Source organism: Pseudomonas sp. F2 (genome assembly GCF_057174385.1).
This window is the reverse complement of the sequence record NZ_CM169904.1, coordinates 4,933,745-4,952,523: the sequence shown is the minus strand read 5'-3', so window position 1 is coordinate 4,952,523 and position 18,779 is coordinate 4,933,745. Positions and strand designations below refer to the sequence as shown.

14 protein-coding genes are annotated in these 18,779 nt (G+C 61.3%); 11 read left to right on the top strand and 3 right to left on the bottom strand.

The window, feature by feature from the left end; translation table 11 throughout:
• Positions 1 to 194: 194 nt before the first annotated feature.
• Positions 195 to 2,642: a penicillin-binding protein 1A gene (locus AC193Q_RS22345; protein WP_121183294.1), complete on the top strand. Its 2,448-nt coding sequence runs from the start codon at positions 195 to 197 to the stop codon at positions 2,640 to 2,642.
• A gap of 224 nt (positions 2,643 to 2,866) precedes the next feature.
• On the opposite strand, the gene AC193Q_RS22340 is transcribed toward AC193Q_RS22345, so the two are convergent.
• The 3 genes from AC193Q_RS22340 to rpmE form a co-directional block, all read right to left on the bottom strand.
• Entirely contained in the window at positions 2,867 to 4,135 is a 1,269-nt protein-coding gene (locus AC193Q_RS22340) for a malic enzyme-like NAD(P)-binding protein (protein WP_041074924.1), read from the bottom strand.
• Between the two features lie 183 nt (positions 4,136 to 4,318).
• On the bottom strand, positions 4,319 to 5,101 hold the full coding sequence (locus tag AC193Q_RS22335; RefSeq protein WP_483878794.1) for a thermonuclease family protein: 783 nt from the start codon (positions 5,099 to 5,101) through the stop codon (positions 4,319 to 4,321).
• 41 nt (positions 5,102 to 5,142) lie between these two features.
• Positions 5,143 to 5,358, bottom strand: a complete 216-nt coding sequence (rpmE, locus tag AC193Q_RS22330; protein WP_041074926.1) for a 50S ribosomal protein L31 — start codon at positions 5,356 to 5,358, stop codon at positions 5,143 to 5,145.
• Positions 5,359 to 5,647: 289 nt separating this feature from the next.
• Here rpmE and AC193Q_RS22325 point away from each other — a divergent pair, with 289 nt between their 5' ends.
• The 10 genes from AC193Q_RS22325 (at position 5,648) to AC193Q_RS22280 (ending at position 18,642) form a co-directional block, all read left to right on the top strand.
• Complete coding sequence (locus AC193Q_RS22325; RefSeq protein WP_483878793.1) at positions 5,648 to 7,867, top strand: primosomal protein N'; 2,220 nt, start codon at positions 5,648 to 5,650, stop codon at positions 7,865 to 7,867.
• 214 nt (positions 7,868 to 8,081) lie between these two features.
• Positions 8,082 to 9,818 (top strand): arginine--tRNA ligase, encoded by a 1,737-nt coding sequence (gene argS / locus AC193Q_RS22320; RefSeq protein WP_315438038.1) that lies wholly within the window; start codon positions 8,082 to 8,084, stop codon positions 9,816 to 9,818.
• Position 9,819: 1 nt separating this feature from the next.
• Positions 9,820 to 10,527: an SPOR domain-containing protein gene (locus tag AC193Q_RS22315; protein ID WP_041074932.1), complete on the top strand. Its 708-nt coding sequence runs from the start codon at positions 9,820 to 9,822 to the stop codon at positions 10,525 to 10,527.
• Positions 10,528 to 10,816: 289 nt separating this feature from the next.
• Positions 10,817 to 11,347 (top strand): ATP-dependent protease subunit HslV, encoded by a 531-nt coding sequence (gene hslV / locus AC193Q_RS22310; RefSeq protein ID WP_007968352.1) that lies wholly within the window; start codon positions 10,817 to 10,819, stop codon positions 11,345 to 11,347.
• Positions 11,348 to 11,402: 55 nt separating this feature from the next.
• Positions 11,403 to 12,740, top strand: a complete 1,338-nt coding sequence (hslU, locus tag AC193Q_RS22305; RefSeq protein ID WP_047290886.1) for an ATP-dependent protease ATPase subunit HslU — start codon at positions 11,403 to 11,405, stop codon at positions 12,738 to 12,740.
• A gap of 119 nt (positions 12,741 to 12,859) precedes the next feature.
• On the top strand, positions 12,860 to 13,237 hold the full coding sequence (locus AC193Q_RS22300) for a gamma-butyrobetaine hydroxylase family protein (RefSeq protein ID WP_095667750.1): 378 nt from the start codon (positions 12,860 to 12,862) through the stop codon (positions 13,235 to 13,237).
• 257 nt (positions 13,238 to 13,494) lie between these two features.
• The gene (phaC, locus tag AC193Q_RS22295; RefSeq protein ID WP_041074938.1) at positions 13,495 to 15,174 is read left to right on the top strand and encodes a class II poly(R)-hydroxyalkanoic acid synthase; all 1,680 of its coding nucleotides are present in this window, start codon (positions 13,495 to 13,497) and stop codon (positions 15,172 to 15,174) included.
• Positions 15,175 to 15,314: 140 nt separating this feature from the next.
• Complete coding sequence (gene phaZ / locus AC193Q_RS22290; protein ID WP_041074940.1) at positions 15,315 to 16,169, top strand: poly(3-hydroxyalkanoate) depolymerase; 855 nt, start codon at positions 15,315 to 15,317, stop codon at positions 16,167 to 16,169.
• A 139-nt stretch (positions 16,170 to 16,308) separates the two neighbouring features.
• Entirely contained in the window at positions 16,309 to 17,991 is a 1,683-nt protein-coding gene (gene phaC, locus AC193Q_RS22285) for a class II poly(R)-hydroxyalkanoic acid synthase (RefSeq protein WP_483878792.1), read from the top strand.
• 30 nt (positions 17,992 to 18,021) lie between these two features.
• Positions 18,022 to 18,642 carry a TetR/AcrR family transcriptional regulator gene (locus AC193Q_RS22280; protein ID WP_047290883.1) on the top strand — a complete coding sequence of 207 codons (621 nt, stop codon included), beginning with the start codon at positions 18,022 to 18,024 and terminating at the stop codon, positions 18,640 to 18,642.
• Positions 18,643 to 18,779 lie beyond the last annotated feature (137 nt).

The following is an 18,779-nucleotide window of genomic DNA, read 5'->3' as shown; positions in this document are numbered from 1 at the left end:
GTGAGTTACGGACTCTGTAATACGCATTGCGTTCCTTCACCCCGCCTTGACAGAAGCGCAAATGACGCCCCCAGCAGAAAAGTGCTTATAATGCCCAGCGTTTTTTTCCGCTTTTTACTGCCGGCCCAGGCTGTTCCGTGTGTTACCGGAACCCTGTCGCCACCTTCATTCTTTGCCCTGGATGCCCAAAAGCCTTGATTCGTCTGCTGAAATTTTTCGGTTGGTCCATCGTCGCCGTTTTCTGCGGACTGCTTTTAGGTCTCAGCGGCGCGTTTCTTTACCTTAGTCCGGGTTTGCCGTCTGTGGAGGCGCTGAGAAGCATTCAGTTGCAGATTCCGCTGCGGGTCTACAGCAGCGACAACAAGTTGATCGCAGAATTTGGCGAAATGCGCCGCACTCCGATCCGTTTCGCCGACATTCCGCCCAATTTCATTAATGCGTTACTAAGTGCTGAAGACGACAATTTCGCCAACCACTATGGCGTCGATCCGAGCAGCCTGATGCGTGCCGCGACCCAACTGGTCAAAAGCGGGCACATCCAGTCCGGCGGCAGCACCATCACCATGCAGGTGGCGAAGAACTTCTTCCTGACCAGCGAACGCAGCTTCTCGCGCAAAACCACCGAGATTCTCCTGGCCCTGCAGATCGAACGGCAGTTGACCAAGGACGAGATCCTTGAGCTGTACGTAAACAAGATTTATCTGGGTAACCGCGCCTATGGCATCGAGGCGGCGGCTCAGGTGTATTACGGCAAGTCGATCCGCGACGTCAGCCTGGCGCAGATGGCAATGATCGCCGGCCTGCCAAAAGCCCCGTCGCGCTTCAACCCGCTGGCCAACCCGGCGCGCAGCAAGGAACGCCGCGACTGGATCCTCGGCCGCATGTACAAGCTTGGAAAAATTTCCGAAGCCGACTACACCGCCGCGATCAACGAGCCGCTGAACGCCAGCTATCACGTACCGACCCCGGAAGTGAACGCACCGTACATCGCCGAGATGGCCCGTGCGGAAATGGTCGGCCGCTATGGCAGCGACGCCTACACAGAAGGTTTCCGCGTCACCACCACCGTGCCGAGCAACCTGCAGGAAATGGCCAACACCGCGTTGCACGAAGGCCTGATGACCTACGACCAGCGTCACGGCTACCGTGGCCCCGAGTCGCGCCTGCCGGGCAAGACCCACGAAGCGTGGGCCACCGAACTGACCAAGCAGCGCACCATCAGCAGCCTGGAGCCGGCCATCGTCACCCAGGTCGACAAGAATGGCTTGCAGGTACTGACCCGTACCGGCGAAGAGCACGTCGCCTGGGACACCATGAAATGGGCGCGCCCGTTCCTCAATACCAACAGCATGGGCGCCGCACCGCGTCAGCCGTCGGACGTGGCGCAGGTCGGCGACCTGATTCGCGTGCAGCGTCAGCCGAACAATTCGCTGAAGTTCAGCCAGATCCCGCAGGCGCAAGGCGCGCTGGTGTCGCTGGATCCGCAGAACGGCGCGATTCGCTCGCTGGTCGGTGGTTTCGCCTTCGAACAGAGCAACTACAACCGCGCCCTGCAGGCCAAGCGTCAGCCGGGTTCGAGCTTCAAGCCGTTCGTCTACAGCGCTGCGCTGGACAGCGGTTACACCGCCGCGACCCTGGTCAACGACGCCCCGATCGTGTTCGTCGACGAGTACCTGGACAAAGTCTGGCGGCCGAAGAATGACACCAACACCTTCCTCGGCCCGATCCGCTTGCGCGAGGCGCTGTACAAGTCGCGTAACCTGGTGTCGATCCGTTTGTTGCAGGCGATGGGTGTCGGCAAGACCATCGACTACATCACCCGCTTCGGTTTCAACAAGCAGGACCTGCCGCCAAACCTGTCGCTGGCGCTGGGCACCGCGACCCTGACCCCGATGGAGATCGCTACCGGCTGGAGCACTTTCGCCAACGGCGGCTACAAGATCACCCCGTACATCATCGACAAGATCGAAAGCCGCAACGGCGACACGCTGTTCGTCGCCAACCCGCCGACCGTGCCACAGGGCGGCTCGGCGACCGATGGCATCGCCGCGCCGACGCCTCAGCCGATTACTGTCAACGCCGCCGCGGCTCCGGGTGAAGCCCCGGGCGCTGCGACTGCGCCACAAACGCCTGCGGTGGCTGAGCGAATTGTCGATGGCCGCACCACGTACATCCTCAACAGCATGCTGCAGGACGTGATCAAGCTCGGCACCGGCCGCCGCGCGCTGGCCATGGGTCGCAGCGACATCGCGGGCAAGACCGGTACCACCAACGAATCGAAGGATGCATGGTTCTCCGGTTACAACGCCGATTACGTGACCACCGTGTGGACCGGCTTCGACCAGCCGGAAAGTCTCGGTCGCCGCGAGTTCGGTGGCACCGTGGCGTTGCCGATCTGGATGAACTACATGTCGGCGGCACTGAAGGACAAGCCGCCGCATGTGCAGCCTGAGCCGGAAGGCATCCTCAGCCTGCGGGTGGATCCGGTCAGCGGTCGTGCCGCCACCCCGAGCACACCGGGTGCCTACTTCGAGCTGTTCAAGGCCGAAGACACGCCGCCTTCGGTGAATGAACTGGGCAACGGTGCCGTACCGGGCAGCCCGCTGCCAGCGGATGAACAGGCGCCGATCGATCTGTTCTGATCCAGCGTCATTGAAAAGCCCCGCCTTCGAGAGAAGAGCGGGGCTTTTTATTGCCTGAAGATCAAGATCAAAAGATCGTCCGAACGCGGCCCGAACCTGCGGCAGCTCCGACGTTTGGAATGCGCTCCTGCTGTAGAAGCTGCGGTGCCGCGATCTTTTGATCTGCCAACAAAAAGCCCCGACTCATGACGAGCCGGGGCTTTTGGTTGGAGCGCTACAACGGCTTAGCCGTTGAACACGTCATCCACGCTTTTCAGCGGGTAGTTCTTCGGATACGGCAGGGTGGCCACACCGGTCTCGATCGCGGCTTTGGCCACAGCGTCGGAGATCAGGGTGATCAGGCGCTTGTCCATTGGCTTCGGAATGATGTACTCACGGCCGAATTCCAGCGGCGCACCACCGTAGGCGTCGCACACGTCCTGTGGCACTGGCAGTTTGGCCAGTTCGCGCAGGGCGTTGGCCGCAGCCACTTTCATTTCTTCGTTGATGCGCTTGGCGCGAACGTCCAGGGCACCACGGAAGATGAACGGGAAGCCCAGAACGTTGTTGACCTGGTTCGGGTAGTCGGAACGACCGGTGGCCATGATCACGTCGCTGCGGGTGGCGTGCGCCAGTTCCGGGGAGATTTCCGGATCCGGGTTCGAGCAGGCAAAGACAATCGGGTTGGCTGCCATCGACAGCAGGCCTTCAGCGCTCAGCAGGTTCGGACCGGACAGACCGACGAACACATCAGCGCCTTGCAGAGCGTCAGCCAGGCTGCGCTTGTCGGTGGCGTGAGCGAATACCGCTTTGTACTGGTTCAGGTCGTCACGGCCGGAGTGGATCACACCGGTACGGTCAACCATGAAGATGTTTTCGATTTTTGCGCCCATGCTCACCAGCAACTTCATGCAGGAGATGGCCGCAGCGCCAGCGCCGAGGCAGACGATCTTGGCTTCCGGCAGGGTTTTGCCGGCGATTTCCAGGGCGTTGATCATGCCGGCTGCGGTCACGATCGCGGTGCCATGCTGGTCATCGTGGAATACCGGAATGTCGCACTGCTCGATCAGAGCGCGCTCGATCTCAAAGCACTCAGGCGCCTTGATGTCTTCCAGGTTGATGCCACCGAAGGTGATGGAGATGCGTTTTACGGTGTCGATGAAGGCCTGCGGGCTTTCGGAGTCGACTTCGATGTCGAACACGTCGATGCCGGCGAAGCGCTTGAACAGTACGCCTTTACCTTCCATTACCGGCTTGGAAGCCAGTGGGCCGAGGTTACCCAGACCCAGAATCGCGGTGCCATCGGAAATGACTGCAACCAGGTTGCCCTTGCCGGTGTATTTGTAGGCCAGTTCAGGATCGCGGGCGATCTCGCGCACTGGTTCAGCTACGCCGGGGCTGTAGGCCAGCGACAGGTCGCGGGCGGTAGCAGTGGCCTTGGTGAGCTCGACACTCAGCTTCCCTGGACGAGGATTGGCATGATATTCGAGAGCGGCAGTTTTCAGATCAGACATTTTGGCATTCCGCTTTTTACTGTTGGACAGACTGGTCAGCGAGGATACGCGCCTCGCAAAGTCCCCACAAGACTGAGCGGTCACCCCTGTCAAGCGCCCTGTCCTACGACTTTGGGCCAAGAGCCACGGCGCACAAGGGCTGGACTGTTCACAATCGATAGAAAAAATGTCTACAATTTTTCTTCAGCGCGCACTTTGCAGCATCGACGGATCGGTCAACGGCAGCAGCCAACGCGGCTGACCCGGTTTCAACCCGCCACGCCGTGAACGGTCAACGACCCAGCCGCGAGCCTCGACCTGCCTGCCTTTGAGCGACTGCAACCGGGTATTGTCGAATTGTCCGAGCAGATTGGGCGCAACGCGCAGTACAACCGAGCCCTGCAACTCGATCCAGATTCCGCCACGATTGCGCTGAACCTTGCTCACACGCCCACTGACCACGGCGAACCCCGAAGTGCGGATCTGCTGCGCTTTCAGTACAGGCGACTGGCGCCAGACCCCGCGCCCAGCGGTTCGTGCACGCTGTTCGGCGGCTTGCTGACAGGCAACCAGATCGACATTCGGTGCCACCGCCACTTGAAAACCGAGACCCTCTGCAAGCATTTGCGCTTCAAGATTGGCCCCGCTTGAACTGTAGACATGCGCGAGGGTGCGACCGTAATGGTCTTTGGCCTGCTTGCCCGGCAGCAAACCGACCCGACCGCCGCTGTCCGCCACCAAAGCTTCAAGGCGCTTGCGCGCCGCCACGGCGAAGGGCTCATCACTGCGGCCCTGCTTGCCCAGTTCCGGGGTGTTGAGACCGATCATCCGCACGCTGCGTCCATCGTTCAGACGCAGGGTGTCGCCGTCGACCACGCGCTGTACCGCAATGCTACTCAGCCCTTTGGGCGCGGTGCAGAAGGCCTGGGCGTCGGACAGCCAAATCGCGGACACAAAAAAGGCGCCCACCAGGGACGCCTTTTTCATCAGCCTTGAAAAACCGCAGAGGCTTTCCAGGATGACCAATCTTACTTCTTGGCGCCGAAGGCACCGAAACGGTCGGCGAACTTCTGAACGCGACCACCGGTGTCCAGAGTCTTCTGCTTACCGGTGTAGAACGGGTGGCACTCGTTGCAAACGTCGATCGCCAGGGCTTTGCCGAAGGTCGAACGGGTTTCGAACTTGTTGCCGCAGCTGCAGGTAACAGCAACTACTGGGTAATCCGGGTGGATATCAGCTTTCATGGTGTATTCCTCAGGCTAGCGTGCCGCCACCCAACACTATTGTTGAATACCGCACGTAATTAGGCCGCGGATTCTACCAGACAATGCCAATCGCGCAAGCTGTCCCTGAGACCGACCGTCTGCTAGGCTCCCGGCCCATTGCGCTGTCCGTGTGGGAGCGAGCCTGCTCGCGAAGACGATCTATCAGCCAGCCTGTCAGCCGCCTGACACACCGCTTTCGCGAGCAGGCTCGTTCCCACAGGTTATGTACACAGTCCCTTTAATCGCCTGCTGATCGAGATCCCCCCGCGTGCCCGACGCCATTCTGCGCCTCGCCCTGCCTTCGCCTCTGCGCCGCCTGTTCGACTATCGGGCCCCGGCCGGGGTGCAGCGCGCCCAGTTGCAACCGGGCATGCGCCTGCGGGTGCCATTCGGGCGACGGGAGATGATCGGGATTCTGGTCGAGGTGGCCGACACCAGCGACGTGCCGCTGGAAAAACTCAAACCGGCGCTGGCCCTGCTCGATGTCGAACCGCCGCTGCCGCCCGCGCTGTTCAAGCTGTGCCTGTGGACGTCGCAGTATTACCAGCACAGTCTCGGCGATACCTTGAGCTGGGCGCTGCCGGTGCTGCTGCGTCAGGGCGAACTGGCGGAGGCCCGTCAGGAGCGCTTCTGGTCTGTCGCGCCCGGCGCCAGCCTTGATGATCCGCGCATCGCCCGTGCGCCCCGGCAACGGGAAGCGCTGGCGACGCTGGCGCAACACCCGCACGGCGTGGCTCATCAGTTGTTGAGCAAATTGATGCTGAGCAAGGACAGCCTCGACCTGCTGCTGGCCAAGGGTCTTGTGCAAGTGGAAATCCGCCGGCACGCGCCCGGCGTGCGCCATGAACACTGGCTGGCCCAACCGGAGTTGCCACTCAACACTGAACAACGCGCCGCTTACGAAGCGATCCGCGCCGGGTTCGACAGTTATCACGCGTTTCTGCTGGCGGGCGTCACCGGCAGCGGCAAGACCGAAGTCTATTTGCAACTGATCCGCGAAACCCTCGAAGCCGGCAAGCAGGCGCTGGTGCTGATTCCCGAAATCAATCTCGGCCCGCAGACCCTGGCGCGTTTCGAGCAGCGCTTCAACGCACGCATCGCCCTGCTGCATTCGGCGGTCAACGACCGCGAGCGCCTCGACGCCTGGCTCGCCGCACGCGACGGCGAGGCCGACATTATCATCGGCACCCGCTCGGCGCTGTTCACCCCGATGAAAAACCCGGGGCTGATCATCATCGACGAAGAGCACGACGGCTCCTATAAACAGCAGGAAGGCCTGCGCTATCACGCCCGGGATCTGGCGCTGGTACGCGCACGACAGGAAAACATCCCGATTGTCCTTGGCTCCGCCACGCCTTCGCTGGAAAGTCTGCACAACGCCTACACCGGTCGCTATGGCCTGCTGCGCCTCAACGAGCGGGCCGGCGGCGCCAGGCAACCACGCTTCTTGCGGCTAGACGTGAAAAGCCGTCCGCTGGACAGCGGCATTTCCGGGCCGATGCAACAAGCCATCGGCCAGACCCTCGCCGCCGGCCAGCAGGTGCTGGTGTTCCTCAACCGGCGTGGATTTGCGCCGACGTTGCTGTGCCACGATTGCGGCTGGATGTCCGAGTGCTCGCGCTGCGACGCGCGAATGACCGTGCACCAACGCTACGGCGAACTGCGCTGCCACCACTGTGGCAACGTCGAGCGCACGCCGCGCCAATGCCCCAAGTGCAATAAAGTCGATCTGCGCCCGGTCGGCGCCGGCACCGAACGCGCCGAAGAACGCCTGGCGATTCTGTTCCCGGATTACCCGGTGCTGCGCGTCGACCGTGACAGTACCTCGCGCAAGGACGCGATGAATCAGTTGTTCGCGACGATTCAGAAGGGACAGCCGTGCATTCTGGTTGGCACGCAAATGTTGGCCAAGGGGCATCACTTCCCCCGGGTCACGCTGGTGTCGATTCTGGATGCCGACGGCGGACTGTTCTCCGGCGACTTCCGCGCCAGCGAGCGTATGGCGCAATTGATCGTGCAGGTGGCCGGGCGCGCCGGACGGGCGGAAGAGCCGGGCAAGGTGATCATCCAGACCCACCTGGCCGACCATCCTTTATTGGTGCAATTGACCGAGCAGGGCTACTTCGCCTTTGCCGAACAGGCGCTGAGCGAGCGCCGCGCTGCGGGACTGCCGCCGTTTTCACACTTGGCCCTGTTGCGTGCCGAAGCGCACAAACCGGGGCAGGCCGAAGGCTTTCTCGATGAGGCATGCAGCGCCGCCGAGCGTTTGCTGGCCGAGCAGAATCTGGGCGGGATCGAACTGCTCGGGCCGGTGCCGGCGCCGATGGAGCGCCGCGCCGGTCGCTATCGGGCGCAGCTGTTGGTGCAGGCGGCAGCGCGGGCACCGCTGCATCGACTGCTCGCCAGCTGGTTGCTGGAATTGGAGCAGATGCCGAGCGGGCGGGCGGTGCGCTGGTCGCTGGATGTCGATCCGGTCGATTTGTACTAGCAGATCAAAAGATCGCAGCCTGCGGCAGCTCCTAGAGAATCGAGCGTGTTTCCCTGTAGGAGCTGCCAGAGGCTGCGATCTTTTGCTTTTAATGTCACCACATATCCACATCCTGCCTGCTAAGGTTGGCAAGCCCGTCTTCGCAACGGATAATGCCCAGTTTTTCCACCCGCGCATCGATGCGCCGCCGCGCTTGCGGTCGAAAGAGAAGACCATGAAAGACACCATTCGCCAGCTGATCCAACAAGCCCTCACCCAACTCGTCAACGAAGGTGTGTTGCCTGAAGGCCTGTCGCCGGCGATTCAGGTGGAGAACGCCCGTGACAAGACCCACGGCGACTTCGCCAGCAACATCGCCATGATGCTGGCCAAGCCTGCGGGCATGAAGCCGCGCGATCTGGCGGAGAAAATCATCGCCGCGCTGCCGGCCGACGACAACGTCACCAAGGCCGAAATCGCCGGCCCCGGCTTCATCAACTTCTTCCAGAACACCCAGGCCCTCGCCTCGCGCCTCGACGCCGCGCTGGCCGATGCTCACGTTGGCGTGCGCAAGGCCGGTCCGGTGCAGCGTACCGTCGTCGACCTGTCGGCACCGAACCTGGCCAAAGAGATGCACGTCGGCCACCTGCGCTCGACGATCATCGGCGACGGCGTGGCCCGTGTTCTCGAGTTCCTCGGCGACGAGGTGATCCGCCAGAACCACGTGGGCGACTGGGGCACCCAGTTCGGCATGTTGATGGCTTACTTGCAGGAAAACCCGATCACCAGCGACGAGCTGTCCGATCTGGAAAACTTCTACCGCGCCGCCAAACAGCGTTTCGACGAATCCGAAGAGTTCGCCGACCGTGCCCGTGGTCTGGTGGTCAAGCTGCAGGCCGGCGATGCCGAGTGCCTGGCGCTGTGGACCAAGTTCAAGGACATCTCGCTGTCGCACTGCCAGAAGATCTACGAACTGCTCAACGTCAAACTGACCATGGCCGACGTGATGGGCGAAAGCGCCTACAACGACGACCTGATCAACGTGGTCAACGACCTTAAAGCCGCGGGCATGCTGGTCGAAAGCAACGGCGCCCAGTGCGTGTTCCTCGACGAGTTCAAGAACGCCGACGGCGATCCGCTGCCGGTGATCATCGTCAAGGCTGACGGCGGTTACCTGTACGCCACCACTGACCTGGCAGCCGTGCGCTACCGTTCTGGCAAACTGAAAGCCGACCGCGCGCTGTATTTCGTCGACCAGCGTCAGGCCCTGCACTTCCAGCAAGTGTTCGCCGTGGCGCGCAAGGCCGGTTTCGTGACCCATCCGATGGAAATGGAGCACATGGGCTTCGGCACCATGAACGGCGCCGATGGCCGTCCGTTCAAGACCCGTGATGGCGGCACCGTGAAGCTGATCGACCTGCTGACCGAAGCGCAGGAACGTGCCTACAACCTGGTGAAAGAAAAGAACCCGGAACTGGCCGAAGACGAACTGCGCAACATCGCCAAAGTCGTTGGCATCGGCGCGGTGAAATACGCCGACTTGTCGAAACACCGCACCAGCGACTACAGCTTCAACTTCGACCTGATGCTGAATTTCGAAGGCAACACCGCGCCGTATCTGCTGTACGCCTACACTCGCGTGGCCGGTGTGTTCCGCAAACTGGGCAAGGACTTCAGCGAAGTCGACGGCCAGATCGTTCTCGAAGCCGAGCACGAACACGAGCTGGCGGCAAAACTGGCGCAGTTCGCCGAAGTGCTGAACAACGTCGCGGAAAAAGGCACGCCGCACATCCTCTGCACTTATCTGTATGACGTCGCCGGTCTGTTCTCCAGCTTCTACGAGAACTGTCCGATCCTCGCCGCCGAGACGCCGGCCCAGATGCAGAGCCGTCTGCGCCTGGCCGCGCTGACCGGTCGTACTCTCAAGCAAGGCCTGGAACTGCTGGGCCTGGAAACTCTGGAGCGCATGTAAGTTGGCTGCCAAGAAAAAACCTGCACCCAAGCGTGGCGCCAGCCGTTACCAAGCTCCTGCAAAGCAACCGATTCCGGGCTGGCTGTGGATGGCCATCGGCCTGACGGTCGGTGCGTTCATCGTATTCCTGATGAAACTGGAGCCGGGCAAGGGCAGCGACACGGTCAAGCGCGAGAAAGTCGAGCAGGCGCAACAGCAGAAAGCGTCGAAGATCGCCGAGGCCAACAAGACCCCGCCGAGCCCGACGCAACCGGTGAAGCCGAAGTACGACTTCTACACCCTGCTGCCGGAATCGGAAGTAATCGTGCCGCCGGACGCCGTGCCGGAGAAAACCCTGCCGACGCCACAAGTGCCAACCACGCCGGTCACCCCGGCGGAAGCGGCGAAGATCGATACCGCGCGGGCGCAGGCTGCGCTGTCGGGGATTACCCCGCCGCCAGCGCCACCGGTGGCGAAAGCGGCGCCGGTGACCAAGTTCTTCCTCCAGGCCGGTTCGTTCCGCAAAGAGGCGGACGCGGACAAGGTGCGGGCGCAGATCATTCTGCTGGGCCAGGCTGTTTCGGTTGAGTCGGGCACGGTGAAGGATGAAACCTGGTACCGCGTACTCGTTGGCCCGTTCAGCAACCGCGAACAGCTGACCACCGCACAGAAACAACTGGCGGGCAGTGGCTTCAGCAACCTGTTGTTACAACAACGCCAGAGCCGCTGACCTCTCGCCGAACGTAAATCGTTCGGCGGACTTTGTGGCGAGGGAGCTTGCTCCCGCTGGGGCGCGAAGCGCCCCTAAAGCCTGTAAACCCGGTGCATCAGACAGACCGGGATTGCAGGTTTACGACTGCTGCGCAGCCGAGCGGGAGCAAGCTCCCTCGCCACAGAGATTTGCACCACCCCTTCATCACCGCTCGTCCCCTCTCTGCGCCCCCTGTTGAAATTCTCTCCAGCACCCCCATATGAATGGGCATAAGGCATTTTCGCCCCGCTGCGTGGAGACTCTTCCCTTGACCACCATCGTTTCAGTCCGCCGCCACGGCAAAGTCGTCATGGGCGGCGACGGCCAGGTTTCTCTCGGTAATACCGTGATGAAAGGCAACGCGAAGAAAGTTCGTCGCCTGTACCACGGCCAGGTCATCGCCGGTTTCGCCGGTGCCACCGCCGACGCCTTTACCCTGTTCGAACGCTTCGAAGGCCAGCTCGAGAAACACCAGGGCCACCTGATCCGCGCCGCTGTCGAACTCGCCAAAGAATGGCGCACCGACCGCTCCCTGAGCCGCCTCGAAGCCATGCTCGCGGTCGCCAACAAGGACGCCTCGCTGATCATCACCGGTAACGGTGACGTGGTCGAACCTGAAGATGGCCTGATCGCCATGGGTTCCGGCGGCGCCTACGCGCAAGCCGCAGCCAGCGCGCTGCTGAAAAAGACCGACCTGTCGGCCCGTGAGATCGTCGAAACCGCCCTCGGTATCGCCGGCGACATCTGTGTATTCACCAACCACACTCAGACCATTGAGGAGCAGGATCTCGCTGAATAAGCCTGACGCGGCCTAAGTGCCACGGCTTGTTTCTGCTTGAGGACCGTCAATTACTATGTCCATGACTCCCCGCGAAATCGTCCACGAACTCAACCGCCATATCATCGGCCAGGACGATGCCAAGCGCGCCGTCGCGATTGCCCTGCGCAACCGCTGGCGCCGCATGCAGCTGCCTGAAGAGCTGCGCGTTGAAGTGACCCCGAAAAACATTCTGATGATCGGTCCGACCGGTGTCGGTAAAACCGAAATCGCCCGTCGTCTGGCGAAGCTGGCCAACGCGCCGTTCATCAAGGTCGAAGCGACCAAATTCACCGAAGTCGGCTACGTTGGCCGTGACGTCGAATCGATCATCCGTGATCTGGCCGACGCCGCGATCAAGATGCTCCGCGAGCAGGAAATGACTCGCGTGCGTCATCGTGCCGAAGACGCTGCCGAGGACCGCATCCTCGACGCACTGCTGCCACCGGCGCGCATGGGCTTCAGCAACGAAGAAACCCCGAGCAGCGATTCCAACACCCGTCAGCTGTTCCGCAAGCGCCTGCGTGAAGGTCAGCTGGACGACAAGGAAATCGAGATCGAAGTCGCCGAAGTGGCCGGCATCGAGATCGCTACACCACCTGGCATGGAAGAGATGACCAGCCAGTTGCAGAACCTGTTCGCCAACATGGGCAAGGGCAAGAAGAAAGCCCGCAAGCTCAAGGTCAAAGAAGCGCTGAAACTGGTGCGCGACGAAGAGGCCGGGCGTCTGGTCAACGAAGAAGAGCTGAAGGCCAAGGCGCTGGAAGCGGTCGAGCAACACGGCATCGTGTTCATCGACGAAATCGACAAGGTCGCCAAACGCGGTAATGTCGGCGGCGCCGATGTCTCCCGTGAAGGCGTACAGCGCGACCTGCTGCCGCTGATCGAAGGCTGCACCGTCAACACCAAGCTGGGCATGGTCAAGACCGACCACATCCTGTTCATCGCCTCCGGTGCGTTCCACCTGAGCAAGCCGAGCGATCTGGTGCCTGAGCTGCAAGGGCGTCTGCCGATCCGTGTCGAACTCAAGGCGCTGAGCCCGGAAGACTTCGAGCGCATCCTCAGCGAGCCGCACGCATCGCTCACCGAGCAATACTGCGCGCTGCTGAAGACTGAAGGCCTGAACATCCAGTTCCAGCCGGAAGGCATCAAGCGTCTGGCGGAGATCGCCTGGCAGGTCAACGAGAAGACCGAGAACATCGGTGCCCGTCGCCTGCACACGCTGCTTGAGCGTCTGCTGGAAGAAGTGTCGTTCAGTGCCGGCGACCTGGCCAGCGCGCATGACGACCAGCCGATCCTGATCGACGCTGCGTACGTCAACAGCCATCTGGGCGAATTGGCGCAGAACGAAGACCTGTCCCGTTATATCCTGTAGGTCACTCTTCCCTGTAGGAGCTGCCGCAGGCTGCGATCTTTTGATCTTGAAAAGCAAAATCAAAAGATCGCAGCCTGCGGCAGCTCCTACAGGGGTTCATCACAGTCGGATGACCTGCAATGACCACGATCCCCACCGACATCAAACTGCACAAAGCCTCGAAAACCCTGACGCTCAAGTACGCGTCCGGCGAGGAGTACACCCTGCCCGCCGAATTTCTGCGCGTGCACTCCCCTTCCGCCGAGGTCCAGGGCCACGGCAAACCGATCCTGCAATTCGGCAAGCTCAATGTCGGTCTCACCGGCCTGGAACCGGCCGGTCACTACGCACTGAAACTGACCTTCGACGACGGTCACGACAGCGGCTTGTTCACCTGGGATTACCTCTACGAGCTGGGGCGACGTTATGACGCACTCTGGGCCGATTATCTGGCCGAGCTCAAAGCCGCCGGAAAAACCCGCGATCCGGACCAGTCGATTGTCAAGCTGATGCTCTAGTCCGAGACTCTTGCTCTTTAGAGGGCATTTTCTAAATTCATCTGTTTGAATGCTGCGCCTGGCGGTCGAGGATCGGCTGCTTGCGAAAAAAATTAAACTCGGGTAACCAATGGAGCTGGCAAGTTCCCTGCAGTGCTCTATGAACTGTAAAGCAGCTATGCAGAATTAACGGTCACCCGAGCAGTAGTACCTGGCATTGGCTGTGGAACTGCACAGCTGAAACCGGGTACTCGTCTCAGGACAATGGAGCGTCGTAGATGAGTAACAAGAATAACGATGACCTGAAGTACCAAGCCTCGGAAAACACCCTGGGGCTTAATCCCGTCGTTGGGCTACGCGGAAAGGATCTGCTGGCCTCTGCTCGAATGGTGCTGACCCAGGCCATCAAACAACCGATCCATAGCGTCAAGCACGTCACCCATTTCGGCCTCGAACTGAAGAACGTGCTGTTCGGCAAATCCGAACTGCAACCGGCCAGCGATGACCGTCGCTTCGTTGACCCGGCGTGGAGTCAGAACCCGCTCTACAAACGTTATCTGCAAACTTACCTGGCGTGGCGCAAGGAGCTCCATTCCTGGATCGACGACAGCAGCCTGTCGCCCAAAGACATCGCGCGCGGCCACTTCGTGATCAACCTGATGACCGAAGCCATGGCCCCGACCAATACCGCCGCCAACCCGGCGGCGGTCAAACGCTTCTTCGAGACCGGCGGCAAAAGCCTGCTCGACGGCCTCTCGCATCTGGCCAAGGATCTGGTGCACAACGGCGGCATGCCGAGCCAGGTCAACATGGGCGCGTTCGAGGTCGGCAAGAGCCTGGGCGTGACCGAAGGCGCGGTGGTGTTTCGCAACGACGTGCTGGAACTGATCCAGTACAAGCCGATCACCGAGCAAGTCCACGAGCGCCCTCTGCTCGTGGTGCCGCCACAGATCAACAAGTTCTACGTGTTCGACTTGAGCCCGGACAAGAGTCTGGCGCGCTTCTGCCTGCGCAATAACGTGCAGACCTTCATCGTCAGCTGGCGCAATCCGACCAAGGCCCAGCGCGAGTGGGGCCTGTCGACTTACATCGATGCGCTCAAGGAAGCCGTCGACGTGGTCACGGCCATCACCGGCAGCAAAGACGTGAACATGCTCGGCGCCTGCTCCGGCGGCATTACCTGCACCGCCCTGCTCGGCCACTATGCCGCGATCGGCGAGAACAAGGTCAACGCCCTCACGCTGCTGGTCAGCGTGCTCGACACCACGCTGGACAGCGACGTCGCCCTGTTCGTGGACGAGCAGACCCTGGAGACCGCCAAGCGCCACTCCTATCAGGCCGGTGTGCTCGAAGGCAAAGACATGGCCAAGGTCTTCGCGTGGATGCGCCCCAATGACCTGATCTGGAACTACTGGGTCAACAACTACCTGCTCGGCAACGAGCCGCCGGTGTTCGACATCCTGTTCTGGAACAACGATACGACTCGACTGCCCGCCGCGTTCCACGGCGACCTGATCGAGATGTTCAAAAACAACCCACTGATTCGGCCCAATGCACTGGAAGTGTGCGGCACGCCGATCGACCTCAAGCAGGTCACTGCCGACATTTTCTCGCTGGCCGGCACCAACGACCACATCACCCCGTGGAAGTCCTGCTACAAGTCGGCGCAGCTGTTTGGTGGCAAGGTCGAGTTCGTGCTGTCGAGCAGCGGGCATATCCAGAGCATCCTGAACCCGCCGGGCAACCCGAAATCGCGTTACATGACCAGCGAAGGCATGGCCGCCAATGCCGATGACTGGCAAGAGAACTCGACCAAGCACACCGATTCCTGGTGGCTGTACTGGCAGGCGTGGCAGGCCGAGCGCTCGGGCAATCTGAAGAAGGCGCCACTGAAACTGGGCAACAAGGCGTATCCGGCAGGCGAGGCCTCGCCGGGCACTTATGTACATGAGCGGTAACTGACACCTCGCCCTCCCTGTAGGAGCTGCCGCAGGCTGCGATCTTTTGATCTTGATTCAACAAAACAAGATCAAAAGATCGCAGCCTGCGGCAGCTCCTACAGGGGAGCGGGGATGAATTAATCCACAGGGCCTGAAGCATGCCGCAACCGTTCATTTTCCGTACCGTCGACCTGGATGGTCAGACCCTCCGCACGGCGGTACGTCCCGGCAAGCCTCATTTGACGCCCTTGCTGATTTTCAACGGCATCGGCGCCAACCTGGAGCTGGTGTTTCCATTTGTCGCGGCGCTGGACCCGGATCTGGAAGTGATCGCCTTCGACGTGCCCGGTGTCGGCGGCTCGTCGACGCCCAACCGGCCGTATCGCTTTCCCGGGCTGGCGAAGCTGACCGCGCGGATGCTCGACTACCTCGATTACGGCCAGGTCAACGTCATCGGCGTGTCCTGGGGCGGCGCGCTGGCGCAGCAGTTTGCTCACGACTACCCCGAGCGCTGCAAGAAACTGGTGCTGGCAGCGACCGCCGCCGGTGCGGTGATGGTGCCGGGCAAACCGAAAGTGCTGTGGATGATGGCCAGTCCGCGGCGCTACATTCAGCCATCGCACGTGATCCGTATCGCCCCGCTGATCTACGGCGGCTCGTTCCGCCGCGACCCGACGCTGGCCGCCAGCCATGCCGCCAAGGTGCGTTCGGCGGGCAAGCTCGGCTACTACTGGCAGCTGTTCGCCGGCCTGGGCTGGACCAGCATTCACTGGCTGCACAAGATCCATCAGCCGACGCTGGTACTGGCCGGCGACGACGATCCGCTGATCCCGCTGATCAACATGCGCATGCTTGCCTGGCGGATTCCCAACGCCCAGTTGCACATCATCGACGACGGCCATCTGTTCCTGATCACCCGCGCCGAAGCCGTGGCGCCGATCATCATGAAATTCCTTGAGGAGGAACGCCAGCGCGCGGTGATGCATCCGCATCCGACCCCGCTGGGCGGCTGAATCACTGCGGCAGGCTTTATGCAGGGTTTTGAACAAAGTGCGCGGCAGGACGCCGCGCGGGCAGCAACCCGTAACAGCGACTATGGTGTTCTGGTTCGGTGAGTTTGTTTTTGACCTGAAGACGAAGGAGTGTTGAGTCATGCGCGACAAACCAGCGACGGGCGTTGTGCCCAGCCCCGCCGTGTTCATCAACGCACAAAGTGCGATCACCGGCCTGCGCGGCCGGGACCTGATCTCGACCTTGCGCAGCGTCGCCGCCCACGGTCTGCGCAACCCGATTCACAGCGCGAAGCACGCCTTGAAACTCGGTGGCCAACTCGGTCGCGTGCTGCTCGGCGAAACCCTGCACCCGACCAACCCGAACGACAGCCGCTTCGCTGATCCGGCATGGAGTCTCAATCCGTTCTACCGGCGCAGCCTGCAGGCCTATCTGGCCTGGCAAAAACAGGTCAAGAGCTGGATTGATGAAAGCAACATGAGCGATGACGATCGCGCCCGCGCGCACTTCGCCTTCACCTTGCTCAACGACGCGGTGGCACCGTCGAATACGCTGCTCAACCCGCTGGCAGTCAAGGAGCTGTTCAACTCCGGCGGGCACAGTCTGGTGCGCGGTCTGAGTCATCTGTTCGATGACCTGCTGCACAGCGACGGCCTGCCACGCCAGGTCACCAAACAGGCATTCGAGGTCGGCAAGACCGTCGCCACCACCTCTGGCGCCGTGGTGTTTCGCAACGAGATGCTTGAGCTGATCCAGTACAAGTCGATGAGCGAAAAGCAATACGCCAAGCCGCTGCTGGTGGTGCCGCCGCAAATCAACAAGTACTACATTTTCGACCTCAGCCCGCAGAACAGCTTCGTCCAGTACGCGCTGAAAAATGGCCTGCAGACGTTCATGATCAGTTGGCGCAATCCAGACGTGCGCCATCGCGAATGGGGCCTGTCGACCTACGTCGAAGCGGTGGAAGAAGCGATGAACATCTGCCGGGCGATCACCGGCGCCCGCGACGTCAACCTGATGGGCGCCTGCGCCGGTGGCCTGACCATTGCCGCGCTGCAGGGGCATTTGCAGGCCAAACGGCAGCTGCGACGTGTCTCCAGCGCGACCTATCTGGTCAGCCTGCTCGACAGTCAGATTGAAACCCCGGCCACGCTGTTCGCCGACGAACAAACCCTCGAAGCCGCCAAGCGCCGCTCCTATCAGAAAGGCGTGCTCGACGGGCGCGACATGGCCAAGGTCTTCGCCTGGATGCGCCCCAACGATCTGATCTGGAGCTACTTCGTCAACAATTACCTGCTGGGCAAAGAACCGCCCGCGTTCGACATCCTCTACTGGAACAACGACAACACCCGCCTGCCCGCCGCATTTCACGGCGACCTGCTGGACTTCTTCAAGCACAACCCGCTGACCCATCCGGGCGGGCTGGAAGTCTGTGGCACGCCGATCGACCTGCAGAAAGTGACGGTCGACAGCTTCAGCGTGGCCGGCATGAATGACCACATCACGCCGTGGGACGCGGTGTACCGCTCGACCCTGTTGCTTGGCGGGGAGCGGCGCTTCGTGCTGTCCAACAGTGGCCACGTGCAAAGCATCCTCAACCCGCCGAGCAACCCGAAAGCCAACTACGTCGAGAACGGCAAGCTCAGCAGCGATCCACGCGCCTGGTACTACGACGCCAAACGCGTCGACGGCAGCTGGTGGCCACAGTGGCTGGAGTGGATTCAGCAACGCTCCGGCGCCCAGCGCGAAACCACGTTCACCCTCGGCAACCCGAACTATCCACCGATGGAGGCAGCACCCGGCACCTACGTGCATGTGCGCTGACGCTTAACCGAACTTTTCTAAGAAGACTGGATGAAAACCCGCGACCGGATTCTCGAATGTGCCCTGCAACTGTTCAACGAAAAGGGTGAGCCCAACGTCTCCACCATGGAGGTTGCCAACGAAATGGGGATCAGCCCCGGCAACCTCTACTACCACTTCCACGGCAAGGAGCCGCTGATTCTCGGCCTGTTCGAGCGTTTCCAGAACGAACTGACGCCGCTGCTCGACCCACCGTCGGACGTCGAGCTGGCGCCGGAGGATTACTGGCTGTTTCTGCACCTGATCGTCGAGCGCCTGGCGCAATACCGGTTTCTGTTCCAGGACCTGTCGAACCTTGCCGGGCGGCTGCCGAAACTGGCCAAAGGCATTCGTCATCTGCTCAATGCGCTCAAGCGCACCCTGGCGTCATTGCTGGCGCGGTTAAAGGCGGCAGGGCAGTTGGTCAGTGATACCCAGGCGTTGGGGCAACTGGTGGAGCAGATCACCATGACCCTGCTGTTCTCGCTGGACTATCAACGGATACTCGATCGCGAGGGTGAGGTCAGGCTGGTGGTGTACCAGATCATGATGCTGGTGGCGCCACATCTGCTGCCGCCGGTGAAAGTCGCCACCGAACGTATGGCCCTGCAGTATCTTGAAGATCACGAGTGATCCAGAATCAAAAGATCGCAGCCTGCGGCAGCTCCTACATTGGTCATGTTCGCCACCCATTTTTCGGTTTGGCAACGATTCTGTAGGAGCTGCCGCAGGCTGCGATCTTTTGATCTTCAAACAAAAACGCCCGACCT

What these genes read in the sequence shown, in the direction of transcription:
- AC193Q_RS22340 (WP_041074924.1), bottom strand. Translation starts at nt 4,135, where the DNA reads ATGTCTGATCTGAAAACTGCCGCTCTCGAATATCATGCCAATCCTCGT.
- AC193Q_RS22335 (WP_483878794.1), bottom strand. Translation starts at nt 5,101, where the DNA reads ATGAAAAAGGCGTCCCTGGTGGGCGCCTTTTTTGTGTCCGCGATTTGG.
- rpmE (WP_041074926.1), bottom strand. Translation starts at nt 5,358, where the DNA reads ATGAAAGCTGATATCCACCCGGATTACCCAGTAGTTGCTGTTACCTGC.
- argS (WP_315438038.1), top strand. Translation starts at nt 8,082, where the DNA reads ATGAAAGACACCATTCGCCAGCTGATCCAACAAGCCCTCACCCAACTC.
- hslU (WP_047290886.1), top strand. Translation starts at nt 11,403, where the DNA reads ATGTCCATGACTCCCCGCGAAATCGTCCACGAACTCAACCGCCATATC.
- AC193Q_RS22300 (WP_095667750.1), top strand. Translation starts at nt 12,860, where the DNA reads ATGACCACGATCCCCACCGACATCAAACTGCACAAAGCCTCGAAAACC.
- phaC (WP_041074938.1), top strand. Translation starts at nt 13,495, where the DNA reads ATGAGTAACAAGAATAACGATGACCTGAAGTACCAAGCCTCGGAAAAC.
- phaZ (WP_041074940.1), top strand. Translation starts at nt 15,315, where the DNA reads ATGCCGCAACCGTTCATTTTCCGTACCGTCGACCTGGATGGTCAGACC.
- phaC (WP_483878792.1), top strand. Translation starts at nt 16,309, where the DNA reads ATGCGCGACAAACCAGCGACGGGCGTTGTGCCCAGCCCCGCCGTGTTC.
- AC193Q_RS22280 (WP_047290883.1), top strand. Translation starts at nt 18,022, where the DNA reads ATGAAAACCCGCGACCGGATTCTCGAATGTGCCCTGCAACTGTTCAAC.